Genomic DNA, 16,769 nt, shown 5'->3' with positions numbered 1-16,769 from the left:
ATCGAGTAGTATACAACGGAAAAATGTTAGTGATTGTGAAAGTTTCTCGTTTAGGATGTGTTACTTTATCAGATAGTAATAACTCAACGTATTTAGAAAGGGCTAGAACATCTGAAATTAAAAAAGTTGAGGGCGATATGGATGAATAAACTAAAAAATAATCAAAAGCTCTATGTTTTATATGTGAAAGGCCATTTCAGCGACTATGAGGACGTTGAAGCAACAATTCTAATTGATGAGTATGCTTTGGAAAAAGAGCTGTTAACGGAAAGTATACGGCTAAGTTTTTTGATTCATCTATTTGATGATTTGGTTCAACTAAAAGCTGTTTCCAATATGAATTACAATACACCTGTAGAGTGGGTATTAAATGAAATTGTAAGTAATGCGCATCAGCAGCGGAGCGTTGAAGAAGCTACGCTTGAAAATATGCTCATTCGACATATACAGTATTGTTTGACCCAAGATTTAGAGCTACAGCAAGCAGATAAGACCATCTTACAATCAATGAAACTAGATAGTACAAACTAGGGGTCGCGCGCTTGATTACTTTAGAAAAGTCGCAGTTAAGACCTTTGATTTACGTGCACAATTGCCACAAACGATCGTCCCTACCTATGTGTTTTGTGGTAGACAGGATGCACAGTGTCCGGTCGAATTTAGTTATGAAATTGCGGAGCTTTTGCCAAATGCATCTTTGACGATATTTGAAGAGTCGAATCATTTCCCGTTTATGGAGGAGCAAGAGGTTTTTGCTCATTTTGTAGAAGCAACCCTACGTGCACCGCAACTATAATTTAGAAAGGATGATAAAGAAACCGATGTATGGAAAGATATTTTTAAATGGATGTTTTCGTGTTCTATATGACAATATGACGGAAGACTTGCAGCAAAAGTGGCGCTTTGAGGAATTTGAACAACTTGCAAAAAAGGAGATGGTCCACTTTCACGGCGCTATTGCCGAAACACAAAAGTTTAATAATAAGTTTTATGAAGTGTGGACGAAAAAACCAATGTCAAGACAAGTACATATTGCATCAGATGAAAATGGCGAAATTTTTCAGTTTCGTTTTGTAGAGACGCCTTCTGGTATGAAAAAAACACGCAACCACTATAAGCCACCAGTTAAATTGAAGTGGATATTGATGTCACAAGCAATGCTGCCAACTTACATGCCAGGAACACTGAATTTCACAAAGGCTGCTAACCCGCAACATCCATCCATACTTGAACAGCAAGATGCATTTGAAGCAAAAATTGTAGCACCTGCAGATGGTCGTGTTGTGGATGTTGTTTCAACTATTCCAAATAATAAAATCGGTATGCGAAATGAAAACGACCGGTTTGGTAATTATATTGTGATGGCGCACGAGCGCGGCGAATATAGTATGCTGGCACATCTTTCGACAGATAAAATAGCTGTCGAAAAAGGACAGCATGTGCAGACTGGTGATGTGATTGCGCGCGCTGGCAACTCGGGTGATAGTGTATTTCCTCATGTACATTTTCGTGTGATGGACCAGCCGGACCCACTGTATGCAAAGCCGCTCACTATTCTCATGCCAAAACATCAGGAATTTGAACTCCCTGATAACGCTTTGATTGAATTTGCGGGTGAAATGGTTGACAGTATGAGTCAGTTTGCTTTTATTGCAGCCATTCGAAAGCTAGTGCGCAATCTAGTCGATTTTTCGTAGCTTGAAATTTTTGGATAATTAGTATATGCTAGCTATACAAAACAAGGAAGGGATGATGAATAGAATGAACAAATAACCTATTTTTAAACGTAAAATGTATATGCATTTTCACTTAAAATAGGATTCGTTTGTCCATTTATTATCTCTTATACGTATCGATAATGACTTGGAATCCTTCTGACTTTTTTCAGAGGGATTTTTTAATTGTTAATGTATATGCATTCACCAACTAAGGGGGGAATGGATATGCCAATTACATTGAAAGATGTACAGTTTAGCTTTGATGAATTAGAAAAACCGCTTTTTGAACAGGTGAATTTAGTGCTTGATACACAGTGGCGACTTGGATTAGTTGGACGAAATGGTCGCGGAAAAACGACATTATTAAAATTATTAATGAATGACTATGCGTATAGTGGAACGATTTCTTCAACGACAGCCTTTCGCTACTTCCCGCAAAAGCTTTTGCATCCGGACTGGCCTGTTTATACGGCGATTGATGAAGTGATGCCGATTGAACAGTGGAAATTTGAGCGTGAGTGTCAGTTGCTACAGTTAGAGAAGGGCATTATTTGGCAGCCATTTGAGCAATTGTCAGGCGGTGAGCAGACGAAGGTATTGCTTGCGGCATTATTTTGTGATGAGGCTAGTTATGTCCTCCTAGACGAGCCGACGAACCATTTAGATGCACAGGGCCGCGCATTGTTAGCTACGTATTTGAAGACGAAAAAAGGTTATTTAGTAGTGAGCCATGACCGTCATTTTTTAGATGAAGTGATTGATCATGTGTTAGCGATTGAGCGCAGTCAGCTTGTGCTGTATAAAGGGAATTTTTCAACATATCGTCAGCAAAAAGCGCACCAGGACCACTATGAACTAGCGCAAAATAAGCGACTTAAAGCGGAAATTCATCGCCTCGATCGGACGGCTAAGGAGAAAGCTCAGTGGGCAGCAAGTAAAGAGGCATCTAGTCATGATGCACAGGTACGAGCAGATGCCGCGCGTATGATGAAGCGTTCGAAGGCAATTGAAAAACGTGTAGTAGCGCAGGTGACGGAAAAAACGAAACTTCTACACAATATTGAATCGGTGAGTGATTTGACGATGAATTGCCTAGTTCGTCATCGGAATCCTGTGCTACGTGTGAAGAATTTGACGCTGAGCTACGGAGATGTGCCGTTATTTCAGCCGATTTCCTTTGAGCTCTATCAGGGCGAGCAATTAGCGATTACTGGCGCGAATGGAAGCGGGAAAACGGCATTGCTGGCGTATTTATTACAAAGAAATCTGACGGTGAGGTGACGGGGGAAGTTCTAATATCACCACAGCTCACGATGAGTATGGTGAAACAGCAGTATGAGTATGCCGGAACATTAAAAGCATTTGCGGCGGAGCAGAAAATTGATTATACACATTTTTTAACGAATTTGCGTGTGCTTGGTATGGAGCGCGATGTCTTCAACTTACCCATTGAGCGTATGAGTGCGGGGCAGAAGAAAAAGGTAGCCTTTGCGAAGTCATTAGGACAGCCAGCGGAGCTTTACTTATGGGATGAGCCACTTAATTATTTAGACATATGGAATCAGCAGCAAATCGAAAAAATGCTTCGGCACTATAAGCCTACATTGCTCTTTGTCGAGCATGACCCGCAATTTATTGACCGTGTAGCGACCAAAATAGTAGAGCTAAAGCGCTGAAAAATAAAAAGAGGCTGGTAAAGCCAATCTCTCCTATGAGCATAAGAAAAACCGGAATCGTGCGGTGGCGCGGTTCCGGTTTTTTATTGCGAACGCTAAAAAAGAAACATGACGTGTTTTGTCTCAGCCTTTCATGATTGCTGGGAAAGGTGGTTCCACTTATTTTTACTGATGGGTGGTATTTTGTATGAGGAACCGACATGCTGTAAGATTTTTTGATAGGCATTCAGCTTATGTAAATCGATTAACTCATACATATCTGGGTACACAAAATCTTGCATAATGAAATTGGTGAAATCATTTGTTTCAATGAGGTCCGCGAAAAATTCATGAACATATCGAGAGTCCGCGGCTGATAATGGTTTATCGTCTACAATGTAAAATTTAAAAACATTTTCAACGATTATTAAATCTTCTTCCTGCATAGAGCAAAGTGGGTCAAGTTGCAAATCCTGCTCGCTATAGGGCTGTCTCGTATCTTCAAGAATCGTGATACAAATCAATGCGCCGTCTTTAAAAACGTTAAAAATTTCGAGTTCATTTAAGCGAAGTGTTCTTGTAAGTGTAATCAATTTGCAGCTCCTTTTAGGATTTTACGACTTCTTCTTATGATAAAGAAAATAAGAAATAGAAGCGGAATGAGTTGAAAAGTGAGAAATCCTTTGAAAAAATCAATAATGGTAGCATCTGGTCCACCAGCTAAGAGGGTGCCACCTATATAAGATATAGGGGCTACAATTAAATTGACGCCAAGTGTGATTAAAATTGCTGAATGCATAATAGCACCAAAAATAATGACGGCAATGCCAATAATGGCCACGAATGATAGTGGCATAAGATGCCCTCCCTAATGTAATTTAATTATTATGTATTTTCAGTAGGCTGCTTTTTAATCACGTTAATGATTTTTAAAATAATAAAATAGAGAAGAATCAACAGCGGTATAATTTGGACGAAAAAAAATCCTTTAAGAAAATCAGCTAGTGTACTCCCTGGTGGGTCAGTGGCCATTGTGCCAATAAATAATGCATTAGGTGCTACGATAACATTAGCGCCAAGTGTAATAATGATATTGGAATATTTTATCGCTCCGAAGATAACGAGACCAATACCAATAATAGTAGGAATGAAAAAATAGAAAATAATTAGCCCTCCTTTATGTAGTAAGTATAACAATACAATGATGGAATTCGGCTGTCTTTAATAATAAATAGTCAAATAAGGAACAAAATGCTAATTTATCCGTTCGATTTAACAGGAGGGGAAAGTATATGAAAAAAATAATTGCATCTGTTCTTCCAGTAATCGCACTTTTGATGTCAGGCTGCGCTGAGGATACAACAACTGCTAATTCAAAAGAAATGCTTGCTTACAATTCTTTAAGTGACGACGACCAAAAACGTATTGAGGTTTCGCCAACAAATTCGACGGTTAAGAAAATAGAGGTGAAAGATGCCTTAGTAAAGGCGATTGAGTCCGATTATGCAAAAGACAAAGCCTATGAAATTGTCTTTCTGGATTCTAAAACGAACAAACAAGGAAATGTCGTTGTTTATTTAGATGATCGTGGCAAAGAAGTTATTGGACAAGGTTCTTTAGCAAAATAAAAAACCGGCACCATGATAGGAACTGACACACGAAAGTGAGACAAAAAAAAGACACGTTCTTTCAGCTAAATTTGACGGACGCTTTCCTGGGGCATGGCGGAAGCCGCCTCGCTCGCAAGCTCACTGCGGGGTCTTCCACTCATGCTAAGGGCTCCCCTAGGAGTCGCCGTCAAATTCTTGTTTAACCATCTTTTTCCGGTATTCAACTGGAGAAAGGTGGTTTAACTTTGCCAAAATTCGCGTATGATTATCGTAGTTGATGTATGCTTGAACGGTTTGAACGACAACGTCATTTGTCGTTCTCAAAAGCCCTTCAAGATAAAACGTTTCGCACTTTAGACTGGCGTGAAACGTTTCAATGATGGCGTTATCAGCGGGCATGCCTTTACGGGACATGCTCATGATAATGCCTTTTTCTTTGACCGCTTGCGGATTGTTATGCGCTATCCCTTCATCTAAATCTTCTTGTAATTGTCCTTTTCCATAGCTGTATTGTTTTCCAAGAGGCTGTTGTAATCGATGCACCTCTCCATCTTGATACCACTTCACCCATTAATAAATCTGTGTATTATTTTTAATCTCACATACCTTCATCATTTCATTCACTGGCACATTTGCTAACTTTATCTCGAGTGGCTTTCATTTTTGTTTCGTATGAATCCGTTTGTTTTTTGCCCATCAAAAAACACCTCCAAAGATTGTATACCCATGAACGTGTCTTTTACTTTTTATGTTGTCTCAGATTTTTAGGTTAGTTCGATAGGTGATACCGTTTTTTTCAATAAGCGCCATTAATTGAAACCAATCCCCATAAAATAACAGCGGCAATAAGTACGGTGCAGCTCGTAAGTAGAAGTGCATACAAGCCGTATTTGCGTGATGCCTTTTGTGTTAAGGCTATACATGCTAATACGAGGCTCACGAGTGGTACGTACCACATCCCAATAAAGGGGGTATGTGTAAAGAGCGCGATATTTAATAAAAATAACGTGAAGAGGCTAGCGCCAGCTGCAAGGAGTCCGAGTGTGAAAAAGCCTGTTGATTTTGTCATCTTACATATCCTCCTGTAGCAATTTGAATTTTTGAATCAAATGCATATCCATTAGTTTCTTTAAAGCGCTCCCCTTTAAGGAAAGTGTCCCACCATAAATGGAAATGCCATGCTCTTTTACATAGGCTAGTCGTTTTTTAGCTGCCAAATCAATAGGCTGCTGTGGTGATTCAGCTAGTCGTTCAAGTTGCTTTAAAAAAGATTCTTCGGTTTGTTCACCATCTACGCTCTTTGTCATCGGATAGCCAATAAGTGGGTACGTGTCTGCCGTAGAAGTAAGAATTTCTTCTTCTAGCCCAGTGTCTACTGCACTCCATAGTACCGAAACATTATGGCGTAAAAATACCTGTAGCTCATCCTCGGTATAATTTTTGTTAAAAATCGCGAATACAGTTATCCACTTATCATCGGGAATTTCTTTCATATCCAATTGAAAATCCGTAGCAGTAAAATATTTTGGGAACTGCTGATCTGCTGGAGTGGGGTAATTCATGGCTATTTTTTCGGCCGTTTTCGTTGTCAATCCATAATGAGCTTCGTAGCTACCAACCGTATAATCCTGTCTTGCATACTGTTCCTCAAGTTCCGCTTCAAATGTTAGATTAAAAAGTGGCGAAATGGTTGTTTGTACAGTTGTTGGATTCATATCAACGGCCGGATCCGTTAAAGCATAAAGTGCGGTCGTACGTGCAATAAGGTTATTTGCGCGGTCATTCGCCGCATAGTAGGTAATCGACAGCATATAAATAATGGGCGAAATCGCTAAAATAATTGTTAATAATACAATGATTGTATTCCACTTAGCGCGCTGCTTTGCGTGTAAAATGATTTTTTGTGTATCCATAATCTAATCCCTTTCTACATGTTTTTTAATTTCTGCGCGCATGCGAAAAATATGGCTCTTACATGCGGATACAGATAATTTCATAATTTCTGAGCATTCTTCATAGCTTAAATGGTGCACAATTTTTAATAAAAAGAGCTTTTGCTGTTTTTTCGGAAAAGTCGCCAAATACGCAAATGTATCCTCTAAAAGCAACTTATTAAAAAGCTGCTGCTCGAGCTCAAAATCCTCCGCGAGCGAAGAAAAAAATTGCTCATCTGTAACGACTAATCTTTTCTGCTTTCGAAAATAGTCCATACTTGCATGCCTTGCAATTGTAAAAAGCCAAGGGCGAATGTTCGTGCCTTCATAGGAATCGAGCGCAACGTACGCCTTATAAAATGTTTCTTGTAATACATCTTCTGCTTGCATCGGGTCTTTAATAATACTTGCAATATAATGTAAAAGATCCCTCGAGTGCAGTGCAAACAGTTCATCGATAGATTCCATCGCATCAGTCATCCTTTCACCTAATCAACGTAGCAACTGGAAAAACGTTGCAAATTTTTTTACTGCATAAAAAAAGAACCGTTTGAAACGATTCTTCGGTCCGTTATTTTGTTTTTTTCTGCGTGATGATACGGACGATTTCTAAAACGATTAGTAAAACAAAGCCAATCACATAATAAATGGCTAAATCACCACGACCACCTGCATACGTAATCCAGCAAAGTGCTGCGATAACGACTGTGATAATGATTAAAAAGAGAATTCGTGCTTTTGACATCATACATCCGCTTTCTATTAAATATTTCTATTTCATTATAACATGAAATTTGTGGAAAATAATATATTTACAAATTGTCCTAAGTTCGTTATTATTTTAATTATCAGAAAATTCTTGAATTTAGTTTTAGGGGGATACATATGAAAATTTTAGAATCAATTAGTCAATTCGCAGGGAAATATTTTGCGGTCCTTGTTTTACTAATCGCCGTTATTGCATACTTAACACCATCTACATTCGTTGGCTTCGCGCCGTATATCACGTTATTACTAGGTATCGTGATGTTCGGTATGGGCTTAACATTAAAGGGAGCAGACTTTAAATTAATTTTGACGCATCCAAAGCCTGTTATTATCGGCTTAATCGCACAATTTACGGTTATGCCACTAACAGCAGTTGCGATTGCATACATGTTAAATTTACCACCACAATTAGCAGCGGGTCTTGTACTATTAGGCTCTGTACCTGGTGGAACTGCTTCAAATGTTATGGTTTATTTAGCAAAAGGAAATGTGCCATTATCAATTACAATGACATCTTGCTCAACAATTTTAGCACCGATTATGACACCGGCATTGCTGTATTTCCTTGCAGGTCAATGGATGCCAGTTGATCCAATCGCGATGTTTAAATCGATTATTTTAGTAATTATCGTACCGATTGTGCTTGGTATTATTATTCAAAAATTAATGCCAACTGTTGTCGAGAAAAGTATTTCGGTTGTGCCATTAATTTCGGTTGTGGCAATTATTATTATCGTTTCAGCAGTAGTGGGTGGCAATCAGCAAAATATTGCTTCTGCAGGTATTCTTGTATTTTTAGCGGTATTCCTACACAACGGAGCAGGGCTATTACTCGGTTATTTTGCAGCGAAATTAATGAAGTTAAGCGTGCAAGACCGTCGTGCCATCAGTATTGAGGTTGGTATGCAAAATTCTGGACTAGGCGTATCACTTGCGAAAGCGCATTTTGCGGCAGAGCCGATGACTGCATTGCCAAGTGCCTTTGCGGCGGTATGGCATAATATTTCGGGACCTATTATCGCGACGATTTGGGCAAATCGACAACCAAAAAAATAACGATAAAAGCCAGGCACTAGACGGTGCTTGGCTTTTTTTGCATAATGGGTGGATGAAAGGGTGATTTTGTGGAGGATTCCTGCTTTTTTATATATGCTTATAAACGAATATTCATTGACTGCAACAGGCTATCGACAATTTCTGCACTACCATCTTGGAACATGAATAGCGCCACCGTCATCATACCGGCACCAACAAATACTTTAGACCATTTTGCCGCATTGCTTTTTGAATGTTTGATAAGAGCTACACTGACGATCATACCGCCGATAATTAACATAAGAAAATACCAAAATCCCATATAAATACCTCCTTATTTGTTAGTAATACCAACGTATCGTTCGTGTGAAGGTTGCATCATTTGAAGTCTTAAAAATTTCTTGTTATCAGATGCTTGTTGAAGCGAATGATTTTTTTAAGTTCCTTTAACACAATGCATCAATATAAGATTTTCTCGAAGTTTTTACTATATGTAAGTATAAAAAAATACAACAATCTCGAAAGACTGTTGTACTTTTTTTATTTTTTAAGCCCTTTATAGCCGATGAACAGAATCAGGAACCAAACTGGTGCTACATATAAGGCGACGCGCATTGCAGGAATGAAGGCCATTAGGACAACAACCATTAATAGGAATGCAAGTGCAATATATGAAGAAATCGGATGCCAAGGCATTTTGAATTGAAGAGCAGATACTTCTTGTTTTGATTTTGATTTACGGAATTTAATTTGTGTACATAAGATAATCGTCCAGCTCGTAATAACGGCAACTGTTGCGACGGCAGAAATGTAGGTGAAGACTTGCTCTGGCACAATATAGTTTAGGACAACGCCGATTAGAAGCATTGCAGACGAGAATAAAATCCCACGTACAGGTGTCCCGTTTTTACTAACTTTCTTGAATACCTTTGGACCTTGATTTTGTAGTGATAAGTTAAATAGCATACGACCAGAGCCGTATAGACCACTGTTGAATGCAGATACTGCAGCGGTAATGACAACGAAGTTAATAATATGTGCGGCTGCAGGAATCCCAATACCATCGAAAATTTGTACGAATGGGCTACCATTTGAACCAACTTCAGTCCAAGGGTAGATGGCCATCATTACACCAAGTGCCCCAATGTAGAAAATTAAAATACGCCATACGATGTTGTTGATTGCTTTTGGTACCGTTTTTGTAGGGTTTTTCGCCTCGCCTGCTGTTACCCCAACAAGCTCAACACCACCGAATGAGAACATCACTAACACGAAACACATAAGCAGGCCTTCAAAGCCGTTTGGCATGAAGCCACCATGTTCCCACAGATTGCTAATGCCGGTTGGCTCGCCGCCATTACCAACACCAAAGAAAATGATGCATAAGCCGACTAGAATCATCGCAACGATGGCAACGACCTTAATCATCGCGAACCAGAATTCAAATTCACCATAAATTTTTACAGCTGCTAAGTTGATCAGTGTCATTAATACAAGGACAACAAGTGCTGTTACCCATTGTGGAATGTCAGGGAACCAGTAATTGATATAGACGCCGACGACTGTTAGTTCAGCCATCCCAACGACAATCCACATGAACCAATACGTCCAGCCCGTTAAGAAGCCAGCAAATTTTCCTAAATATTTATTCGCATACGTACTGAATGAACCGGAAATAGGCTCAGCTACAGCCATTTCACCAAGTGCACGCATAATTGTAAAGATAACTAAGCCACCAATTAAATAGGCTAATAATACAGCAGGTCCAGCTAATTGAATCGTTGAGCTTGAACCATAAAATAAGCCGACCCCAATTGAGCCACCAAGTGCAATTAACTGCATATGGCGATTGCTTAACCCACGTTTTAATTGTGGTTCTTCATGATTTTCTTTCATAACTTTGTACTCCTTATAGTGTGGATTTTTCAAATGATTTGTGCAAAAAGCATAAAAAAAACGTCCCTTTGGATTACCCAAAAGGACGATTCAACTCGTGTTACCACCTTTAATTCATAAGCAACTTACATTACTTACCTTAGAAAGTACAGTCAATACGTGACGATACTTTTGCACATGATTACGGATGCCTACCGGTGTAGCCTACTTAGAATCAACTTTTCGGTACACAGCTCCAAGATGAATTCTCAATCGTTTTACATGCACCTCTCATCAAACCGGTAGCTTTCTGTCTGTAAAAATAAATTGATACTATTTCTTTTCATAGCCTTTGTTTTATACAAATGTTTTGAATTGTCTTTAATTCTATCGCAACTAAAAATTTTGTCAATATAATACGATAGAAAATAACATCATTTTTATCGAAAGGAGGTTTTAATAAGTCATTTTATTCGGTAAAGTAGAAAAAAAGAGACATATTATTTTAGTGATTATCGCGCTATTTAAGTATTAACTAAATGGATTTGACATGCAAATTAACAGCTGTATAATAATGTGAAATTATGAGAGGGGGGCTTCATTTGACCATAGTATTTAGAAAATCAGAACGAGCGGATATTGATGCGTTACTACCTATTCAACAGGCTGCCTTCCAAGAAGATTTAGCAAAATATGACGATGTTGAAACCAATCCTGCCTGTGAAACATATGAGAAGCTAGCGGAAAATATTCGCACTTTTCATCATTTTACGATTTTAGACGATGACGAGATTATTGGCGCTCTTGATGCACGAGGCAATGATGAACGCATGCATATCGATAAAGTATTCATTTCACCAGCCTATCAAAATAAAGGACTGGGCACGATGTCGATACATTTTTTAGAGGAGAAATTTCCGAATGTGAAACTTTGGACACTGTATACGCCGTATTTAAGCTTTCGAAATCATCATTTTTACGAGAAGTTTGGCTACAAAAAAACAAAGGAAACACAGCTAACGCCAAAATTAATTTTATTTAAATATGAAAAATAGGCTGGGACAAAGCACGTTATTTTTCTTTTTTAGGGTTCGCAACGAAAAACCGAAATCGCGCCACAGTGCGATTTCGGTTTTTCTTATGCTCATAGGAGTGGTTGTTTTTACACGTATGTCCCAGCCTTTTTTTAATTAATCAACTTCTCGCAATACATTTTCGAGTTTTTCCACGCGAGTTGTTAACTCTGTTACTTGGTTTTGAAGTGTAAAGGTTTGTTGCTTCTCAATTTTTAATTTTTCCTCTGCACGTTTCATGCTTTTCTTGTAAGCAACGAGTGCAAAAATAATTAAAATAATCGGTATTAAAAGAATACCAAACATTATTGCTGTAAAAAACATATCGCCCATATTTGTCATCTGTTAATTACTCCATTCATTTAAATTTGTTTACTGATTCCTTATGGCTTGCTATTGTTTTGAGTCATCCTCCTTGGTTTTTTTCTTCAGTGTAAGAGATGGTGCTAGGGTAGAAATAAGTGCCTCATTTAATTCCAGTTCGAATGAATTTAATGTATAGTATTTCGCTGCCTTCCCACTATCGAGCAATTCCATATCACTTGAAACAATGTGTGCCTCTTCAAGTTTTTGTAAATGTAAGTAGAGAAGGGGCCTGCTCATGCCAAGCTCTCTTGCCAACTGACTCACATATTGCTTGCCAGTCGCTAAAATACGAATAATTCTCAAACGATGTGGATTAGACAAAGCCTCCAAAAACAAAAGTAGCTCGTCGCCATTAGTAATAGGTTTCATATGTAATAATTATATTACAGGTGATACGAAATGTAAATAGATGGTATATAATTATTATTATGTAAAAAAAGGAGTGAGCTGTAATGAAAAAAATAGTAGTCAGTATAGCGCTTATTATGACCTTACTAGTTGTCGGTGCGGGGATGTGGCTGCAAAAAACGCCACCTTTAGAACATGGCGCATTTAGTACAAATGGTGATCGAACATCTATTATTATCGAGTTAGGTAATAAGGGCTTTCGTGATATTCAACTAACCGATGTATTGATTAATAATAACGAAGAGCCTACCGATGTTAAAATGCAAATTAATAATGCGGAGCAGGGCTTTGTGTTAGTTGATACATTTCATTCTCCGGAAGCAAAGGATGTTCATTTTGTGAGTTTAAAGGATGGGCATATTAAAAAAGGAATGATTGAGGAGCAATTGAATGCTAAAGAATCGATGAATGTATATGGATTGTCTATTATGAATAAGCAACCGATTACTAGTGTGGAAATTCATTATCGTTATTTAGGCATGTCCTATGCAGTTGAGTTAGATACAGATGAACTTTAATAAAGAAAGAGGTGTTAGAATGGATGCAAAAAAATTATTGCAGCAATTTGGTCTTCAGGTGTCGGAAGCACCACAGAGTATTTATCCGTACTCACCTGTTTTTAAAATAGGTTCCGTTATTGTGAAGCGTACACAAAAAAAGCATGATTTGACGTTGTTTCTAGAGGATTTACAGCGACGAGCTATTGCGATTGTTGCGCCAATTGCACCGCGTCAATTATTCGAAGAGCGTATCTTTACAATGTATCCCTTTATAGAAGGCCGTATTTATAACGAATCTCTTGAGGATATTCAGGCAGCAGGACGACTTCTTGGGAAGATTCATGCCGCTTCTGCATCAACAAATGTCTATTCTTTAGATGTTTATGGTGTCTATGATTTTACGCTAGAGGAATTAGCAGAGGATTTGGCGACGATTCAACAGCATGCAGTGGAATCGAAGCGAGAATTTGTGCTCGCGACAGACATACTTGAAGAGGCTGTGTTGCGTCAGCAGGAATTAGCACAGCAGCCACTACCCATGGTTGCATCACCCTATGATTATAAAGCGCAAAATTTAGTATATACCCCGCAGCCAGTCGTTATCGATCCAGATAATGCAACCTTTTTACCGCGTATTGTAGATTTAGCGCTTGTGCTTCTACTTTTCCATAATGAAGTAAGCAATCAGCCCTTTACAGAGCAACAGTGGCGAGAGTTTATGAAAGGCTACGGCGAGTCTATTACATTAACTGCTAGTGAGCACGAGCATTGGCAGGCTGTCGTACATCATTTATTTTTAGATGAGGTGCTGTGGCTGATGGCTGATGCAGCAGAGGACTGGGGCAATGACGAGCAATATGCGCTGTTTGTGGCGCTTGCAAAATTATTGCAGCATCCATACAGTCTATAACACGGGTAAGTAGGATGTCGTTTGACAAAGCTTAGTAGCAAATGTTAATTTTTGGTGTAGAACGAAACTATGTAGGGGAAGAAGGGATAAGATGGAACAATTTAATGCAATTATCGTAAAAAAAGAGCAAGATGAGGTTACATATGCTGTAGAAGCGATTACACTCGATGACTTATCAGCAGGGGAAGTATTGATTAAGGTAGCTTATTCATCTATCAACTATAAAGATATGCTCGCGGTACAAGAAAAGGGTGGCGTCATTCGCGATTATCCGATGATTCCAGGGATTGATTTGAGTGGGACTGTCATTCATTCCGATGCCCCACAGTTTAGTGAACAACAACAAGTGCTTGTGACTGGATTTGGTACAGGTATTACTCATACAGGTGGCTTTGCCGAGTATGCGCGTATTCCCGCCGAGTGGGTCGTCCCATTACCGGATGGTTTATCACTTAAAGAGGCGATGATTTACGGTACAGCCGGATTTACAGCAGCGCTATCTATTCAAGCGTTAGAGCAGGATGGTATGACACCTGATAAGCAGCCATCGATTTTAGTGACCGGCGCAACAGGTGGCGTTGGTAGTGTGGCGATTCAAATTTTAGCGAAGCTTGGCTATGAAAATATTACAGCGCTTGTACGAAAAGAGCATCAAGTAGAGATTGCGACATCACTTGGCGCAACGGAAGTCGTCTTTGCAAGCACACTAGAGGAACAAAAGAAACCACTTGGCAAACAACAATATCATTATGTAGTCGATACGGTTGGTGGCGATGTTGCGGCAGCGATTATACCGCTGATTCATTACGGTGGTAGCATTAGTATGTGCGGTAATGCAGGAGGTATTAAATTATCAACGACTGTCTTACCATTTATTCTTCGTGGTATTCACTTGCTAGGGATTGATTCGGTGTTTTTCCCAGCTGAAGAGCGACAGGCTGTATGGCAAAAGCTTGCGACAACATGGCATATTGCACAAACCACATTAAGTGATGAAATTACACTTGAACAAGTACCAGAAACAATTGAAGCTATTAAAAAAGGTGAGCATTTAGGCCGTACAATTATTGCACTCTCATAAACATAATGAATTGTTTCGTTTTAAAAGTCGTAATGAAGAGGTGAAGGTATTGATTTTCGTGACCGGATTAACTGGAAATACAGGACAGGAATTTTTGAAGCACTGTTTAAATGAAGAAATCGTGACAGTGAGTAGAAAAATTCAAAATTTCCCTGATACTATTATTTGTGAAAAAGGGGATTTGACAGATGCAGTATTTGTTGAATCCCTATTTCAGCGGTATCAATTTAAAGAAATTATTCATATCGCAAATATTCGTTATACAGAGTTGTTAATCTCATTAGCTGAAAAATACCATGTACCGCGCGTGATAGCTGTGCATACTACGGGAATTTATTCTCGCTACCGTTCTTGTAATGCACTTTACCAAGAAATTGAAACCCGTCTTTTTAATCAAACATTTGAACATACAAGCTATGTCATTTTACGTCCTACAATGATTTATGGAAATGAACGCGATCATAATATGCAAAAATTAATTCGCTTTTTAAATAAAGCGCCGGCATTTGCAGTGTTTGGACAAGGGGAAGCGTTAATGCAGCCTGTCCATGTGGAAGATTTAGGTCAAGCGATTTATAGTGTGTATCAACGTCCAGATATTCGTAATGCTCATTTTGATTTATCAGGTGGGAGTGTCTTAACATATGGAGAAATCGTACGCTTTATTACAAAACAGCTTGGTCGTAACGTTTTCATAGTGAAAATCCCTTATAATATGGCGTTATTCCTTATTCGTCTATATAATTTAACACCCAAACCTATTATTTCCACTGAGCAAGTGCTAAGGCTGCAGGAGCATAAGTCCTATTCACACGCGAATGCTAAAAAGGAATTTAATTATAATCCACGTTCAATAGAAAAAGGTTTAAAGGAAGAAGTTCAACTATTAAGAAGTAAAGGAATTATTTAAGCTTTTTAAAGAATTAAAAATACCAATTTCATCTTTAATAGTAAAAAAATACATCTAATATTAATAATATTAAAAAAACATGACTTTTTTATCACACTATAGTTATTATTTAATCGAATTGTAATTTCAAAATACTTTCCTCACCTATACAATTAGTATTATGTAAAAAAAACATATATTATATATTTGTGTTTTATATATGTTTATAAAAAGAATAATACTATATTCTAAGGGAGTGGAGTTATTTACTTGGTGCAACAAGTAAATCGAAAATTATGAATAAATACAATAAAAAAACGATAATAGGTGTGTTAAGTGGTCTAGGTATTCTCGTCGTTATTTTTACGATTTTTCTAGTGAACAAGCCTTCACAGAATGATGTGGCGAAACCAGAAGAAACTGTAAAGACAGAGCAAGCTTCTAATGCGAACGAAACTGTTGCTGAAAAAGAAGATTCTGTATCTAAGACAGCCGCTAAGATTAGCACAAATGAAAATCAAAAAGAGTATCCGGCATCTGCACTCGAAAATAAATTAAAAAGAGCTGCGAAAGATTACAGTGAAACAGAAGATGCGAAGCCATATTTTGCACCTGAAGAAGTCGTTATGCTCTTAAAGCAATACCATCAGGATGTAACAGAAAACGTGAATACGTATCCTGAAAAAGTGGACGGTTCGATTCAGGTTGTGGAAAATGTATTAAATTCAGGGACTCTAACAGCCGTACAAGTAAAGTTTTTAAAGCATTATCATGCGACACTAACGGTTATTAATGAAGAGTTAGGGCATGAGAAAAACTGGGAGCAACGTGCGGCTAACTATAAAACTATTAGTGTGTACGGTGATCAAATGAAAAAAATCCGTACGAAATACAAAACAACTATCGGGAATTTTGATTTATTCACACAGTATGAGCACCAACAATTA

General features: G+C 38.3%; 20 protein-coding genes, 2 pseudogenes and 1 other annotated feature. Of the genes and pseudogenes, 11 read left to right on the top strand and 11 right to left on the bottom strand.

Features of this window, described 5'->3' with window-relative positions:
* Window positions 1–141: 141 nt before the first annotated feature.
* The 3 genes and pseudogenes from KTHG_RS15305 to abc-f all read left to right on the top strand — a co-directional run bounded on the left by KTHG_RS15305 (window position 142) and on the right by abc-f (window position 3,394).
* Window positions 142–531, top strand: coding sequence for a hypothetical protein (locus KTHG_RS15305; protein ID WP_139994814.1), 390 nt, complete (start codon window positions 142–144; stop codon window positions 529–531).
* Window positions 532–821: 290 nt separating this feature from the next.
* Window positions 822–1,697: a M23 family metallopeptidase gene (locus KTHG_RS15300; RefSeq protein WP_186439653.1), complete on the top strand. Its 876-nt coding sequence runs from the start codon at window positions 822–824 to the stop codon at window positions 1,695–1,697.
* A gap of 246 nt (window positions 1,698–1,943) precedes the next feature.
* A pseudogene (gene abc-f / locus KTHG_RS15295) lies at window positions 1,944–3,394 on the top strand (ribosomal protection-like ABC-F family protein).
* 131 nt (window positions 3,395–3,525) lie between these two features.
* Here abc-f and KTHG_RS15290 read toward each other — a convergent pair.
* Both KTHG_RS15290 and KTHG_RS15285 read right to left on the bottom strand, forming a co-directional pair.
* The gene (locus KTHG_RS15290) at window positions 3,526–3,966 is read right to left on the bottom strand and encodes a terpene synthase (protein ID WP_139994810.1); all 441 of its coding nucleotides are present in this window, start codon (window positions 3,964–3,966) and stop codon (window positions 3,526–3,528) included.
* Window positions 3,963–4,229 carry a hypothetical protein gene (locus KTHG_RS15285; protein WP_139994808.1) on the bottom strand — a complete coding sequence of 89 codons (267 nt, stop codon included), beginning with the start codon at window positions 4,227–4,229 and terminating at the stop codon, window positions 3,963–3,965. The genes KTHG_RS15290 and KTHG_RS15285 overlap by 4 nt, the downstream gene beginning before the upstream one ends.
* Before the next feature lie 436 nt (window positions 4,230–4,665).
* On the opposite strand from KTHG_RS15285, the gene KTHG_RS15280 reads away from it, so the two are divergent.
* On the top strand, window positions 4,666–5,001 hold the full coding sequence (locus tag KTHG_RS15280; protein WP_139994806.1) for a hypothetical protein: 336 nt from the start codon (window positions 4,666–4,668) through the stop codon (window positions 4,999–5,001).
* Between the two features lie 156 nt (window positions 5,002–5,157).
* Here the strand turns inward: KTHG_RS15280 and KTHG_RS22280 are convergent.
* The 5 genes and pseudogenes from KTHG_RS22280 to KTHG_RS21430 all read right to left on the bottom strand — a co-directional run.
* A pseudogene (locus KTHG_RS22280) lies at window positions 5,158–5,430 on the bottom strand (IS3 family transposase); the annotation flags it as partial.
* Window positions 5,431–5,779: 349 nt separating this feature from the next.
* Window positions 5,780–6,052: a hypothetical protein gene (locus KTHG_RS15270; RefSeq protein ID WP_126990410.1), complete on the bottom strand. Its 273-nt coding sequence runs from the start codon at window positions 6,050–6,052 to the stop codon at window positions 5,780–5,782.
* Between the two features lies 1 nt (window position 6,053).
* A complete protein-coding gene (locus KTHG_RS15265; protein WP_139994802.1) occupies window positions 6,054–6,896 on the bottom strand; it encodes an anti sigma factor C-terminal domain-containing protein in 843 nt (280 codons plus the stop codon).
* A 3-nt stretch (window positions 6,897–6,899) separates the two neighbouring features.
* Window positions 6,900–7,385 (bottom strand): RNA polymerase sigma factor, encoded by a 486-nt coding sequence (locus KTHG_RS15260; protein ID WP_158620997.1) that lies wholly within the window; start codon window positions 7,383–7,385, stop codon window positions 6,900–6,902.
* 103 nt (window positions 7,386–7,488) lie between these two features.
* The gene (locus KTHG_RS21430; RefSeq protein WP_186439652.1) at window positions 7,489–7,665 is read right to left on the bottom strand and encodes a hypothetical protein; all 177 of its coding nucleotides are present in this window, start codon (window positions 7,663–7,665) and stop codon (window positions 7,489–7,491) included.
* Between the two features lie 137 nt (window positions 7,666–7,802).
* Between KTHG_RS21430 and KTHG_RS15255 the strand changes: the two genes are divergently transcribed.
* Window positions 7,803–8,741 carry a bile acid:sodium symporter family protein gene (locus KTHG_RS15255; RefSeq protein ID WP_126990407.1) on the top strand — a complete coding sequence of 313 codons (939 nt, stop codon included), beginning with the start codon at window positions 7,803–7,805 and terminating at the stop codon, window positions 8,739–8,741.
* 97 nt (window positions 8,742–8,838) lie between these two features.
* Here the strand turns inward: KTHG_RS15255 and KTHG_RS15250 are convergent, their stop codons facing one another.
* Entirely contained in the window at window positions 8,839–9,042 is a 204-nt protein-coding gene (locus KTHG_RS15250) for a hypothetical protein (protein WP_126990406.1), read from the bottom strand.
* A gap of 218 nt (window positions 9,043–9,260) precedes the next feature.
* The gene (locus tag KTHG_RS15245) at window positions 9,261–10,616 is read right to left on the bottom strand and encodes an amino acid permease (protein ID WP_126990405.1); all 1,356 of its coding nucleotides are present in this window, start codon (window positions 10,614–10,616) and stop codon (window positions 9,261–9,263) included.
* Window positions 10,617–10,694: 78 nt separating this feature from the next.
* Window positions 10,695–10,951 (bottom strand) — a binding site (T-box leader).
* A 246-nt stretch (window positions 10,952–11,197) separates the two neighbouring features.
* Between KTHG_RS15245 and KTHG_RS15240 the strand changes: the two genes are divergently transcribed.
* Window positions 11,198–11,650 (top strand): GNAT family N-acetyltransferase, encoded by a 453-nt coding sequence (locus KTHG_RS15240; RefSeq protein ID WP_186439651.1) that lies wholly within the window; start codon window positions 11,198–11,200, stop codon window positions 11,648–11,650.
* A gap of 135 nt (window positions 11,651–11,785) precedes the next feature.
* On the opposite strand, the gene KTHG_RS15235 is transcribed toward KTHG_RS15240, so the two are convergent.
* Window positions 11,786–12,010, bottom strand: coding sequence for a hypothetical protein (locus KTHG_RS15235; protein WP_126990403.1), 225 nt, complete (start codon window positions 12,008–12,010; stop codon window positions 11,786–11,788).
* A gap of 51 nt (window positions 12,011–12,061) precedes the next feature.
* Window positions 12,062–12,355 (bottom strand): ArsR/SmtB family transcription factor, encoded by a 294-nt coding sequence (locus KTHG_RS15230; RefSeq protein ID WP_233600551.1) that lies wholly within the window; start codon window positions 12,353–12,355, stop codon window positions 12,062–12,064.
* A gap of 131 nt (window positions 12,356–12,486) precedes the next feature.
* On the opposite strand from KTHG_RS15230, the gene KTHG_RS15225 reads away from it, so the two are divergent.
* The 5 genes from KTHG_RS15225 to KTHG_RS21425 all read left to right on the top strand — a co-directional run.
* Entirely contained in the window at window positions 12,487–12,960 is a 474-nt protein-coding gene (locus tag KTHG_RS15225) for a hypothetical protein (protein WP_139994798.1), read from the top strand.
* A 19-nt stretch (window positions 12,961–12,979) separates the two neighbouring features.
* A complete protein-coding gene (locus KTHG_RS15220; RefSeq protein WP_186439650.1) occupies window positions 12,980–13,852 on the top strand; it encodes a phosphotransferase enzyme family protein in 873 nt (290 codons plus the stop codon).
* Window positions 13,853–13,943: 91 nt separating this feature from the next.
* Window positions 13,944–14,933 carry a YhdH/YhfP family quinone oxidoreductase gene (locus KTHG_RS15215; protein WP_126990399.1) on the top strand — a complete coding sequence of 330 codons (990 nt, stop codon included), beginning with the start codon at window positions 13,944–13,946 and terminating at the stop codon, window positions 14,931–14,933.
* 58 nt (window positions 14,934–14,991) lie between these two features.
* A complete protein-coding gene (locus KTHG_RS15210) occupies window positions 14,992–15,843 on the top strand; it encodes an NAD-dependent epimerase/dehydratase family protein (protein WP_255512487.1) in 852 nt (283 codons plus the stop codon).
* A 275-nt stretch (window positions 15,844–16,118) separates the two neighbouring features.
* Window positions 16,119–16,769 (top strand): hypothetical protein (locus KTHG_RS21425; RefSeq protein WP_147633130.1); only part of this gene is annotated, 651 nt, incomplete at its 3' end.

Origin of the sequence: Kurthia sp. Dielmo, assembly GCF_000307285.2 — a bacterium.
Lineage (GTDB): Bacteria > Bacillota > Bacilli > Bacillales_A > Planococcaceae > Kurthia > Kurthia populi.
The sequence above is the reverse complement of the archived record's forward strand: the minus strand, read 5'-3'. Positions and strand labels throughout refer to the sequence as shown.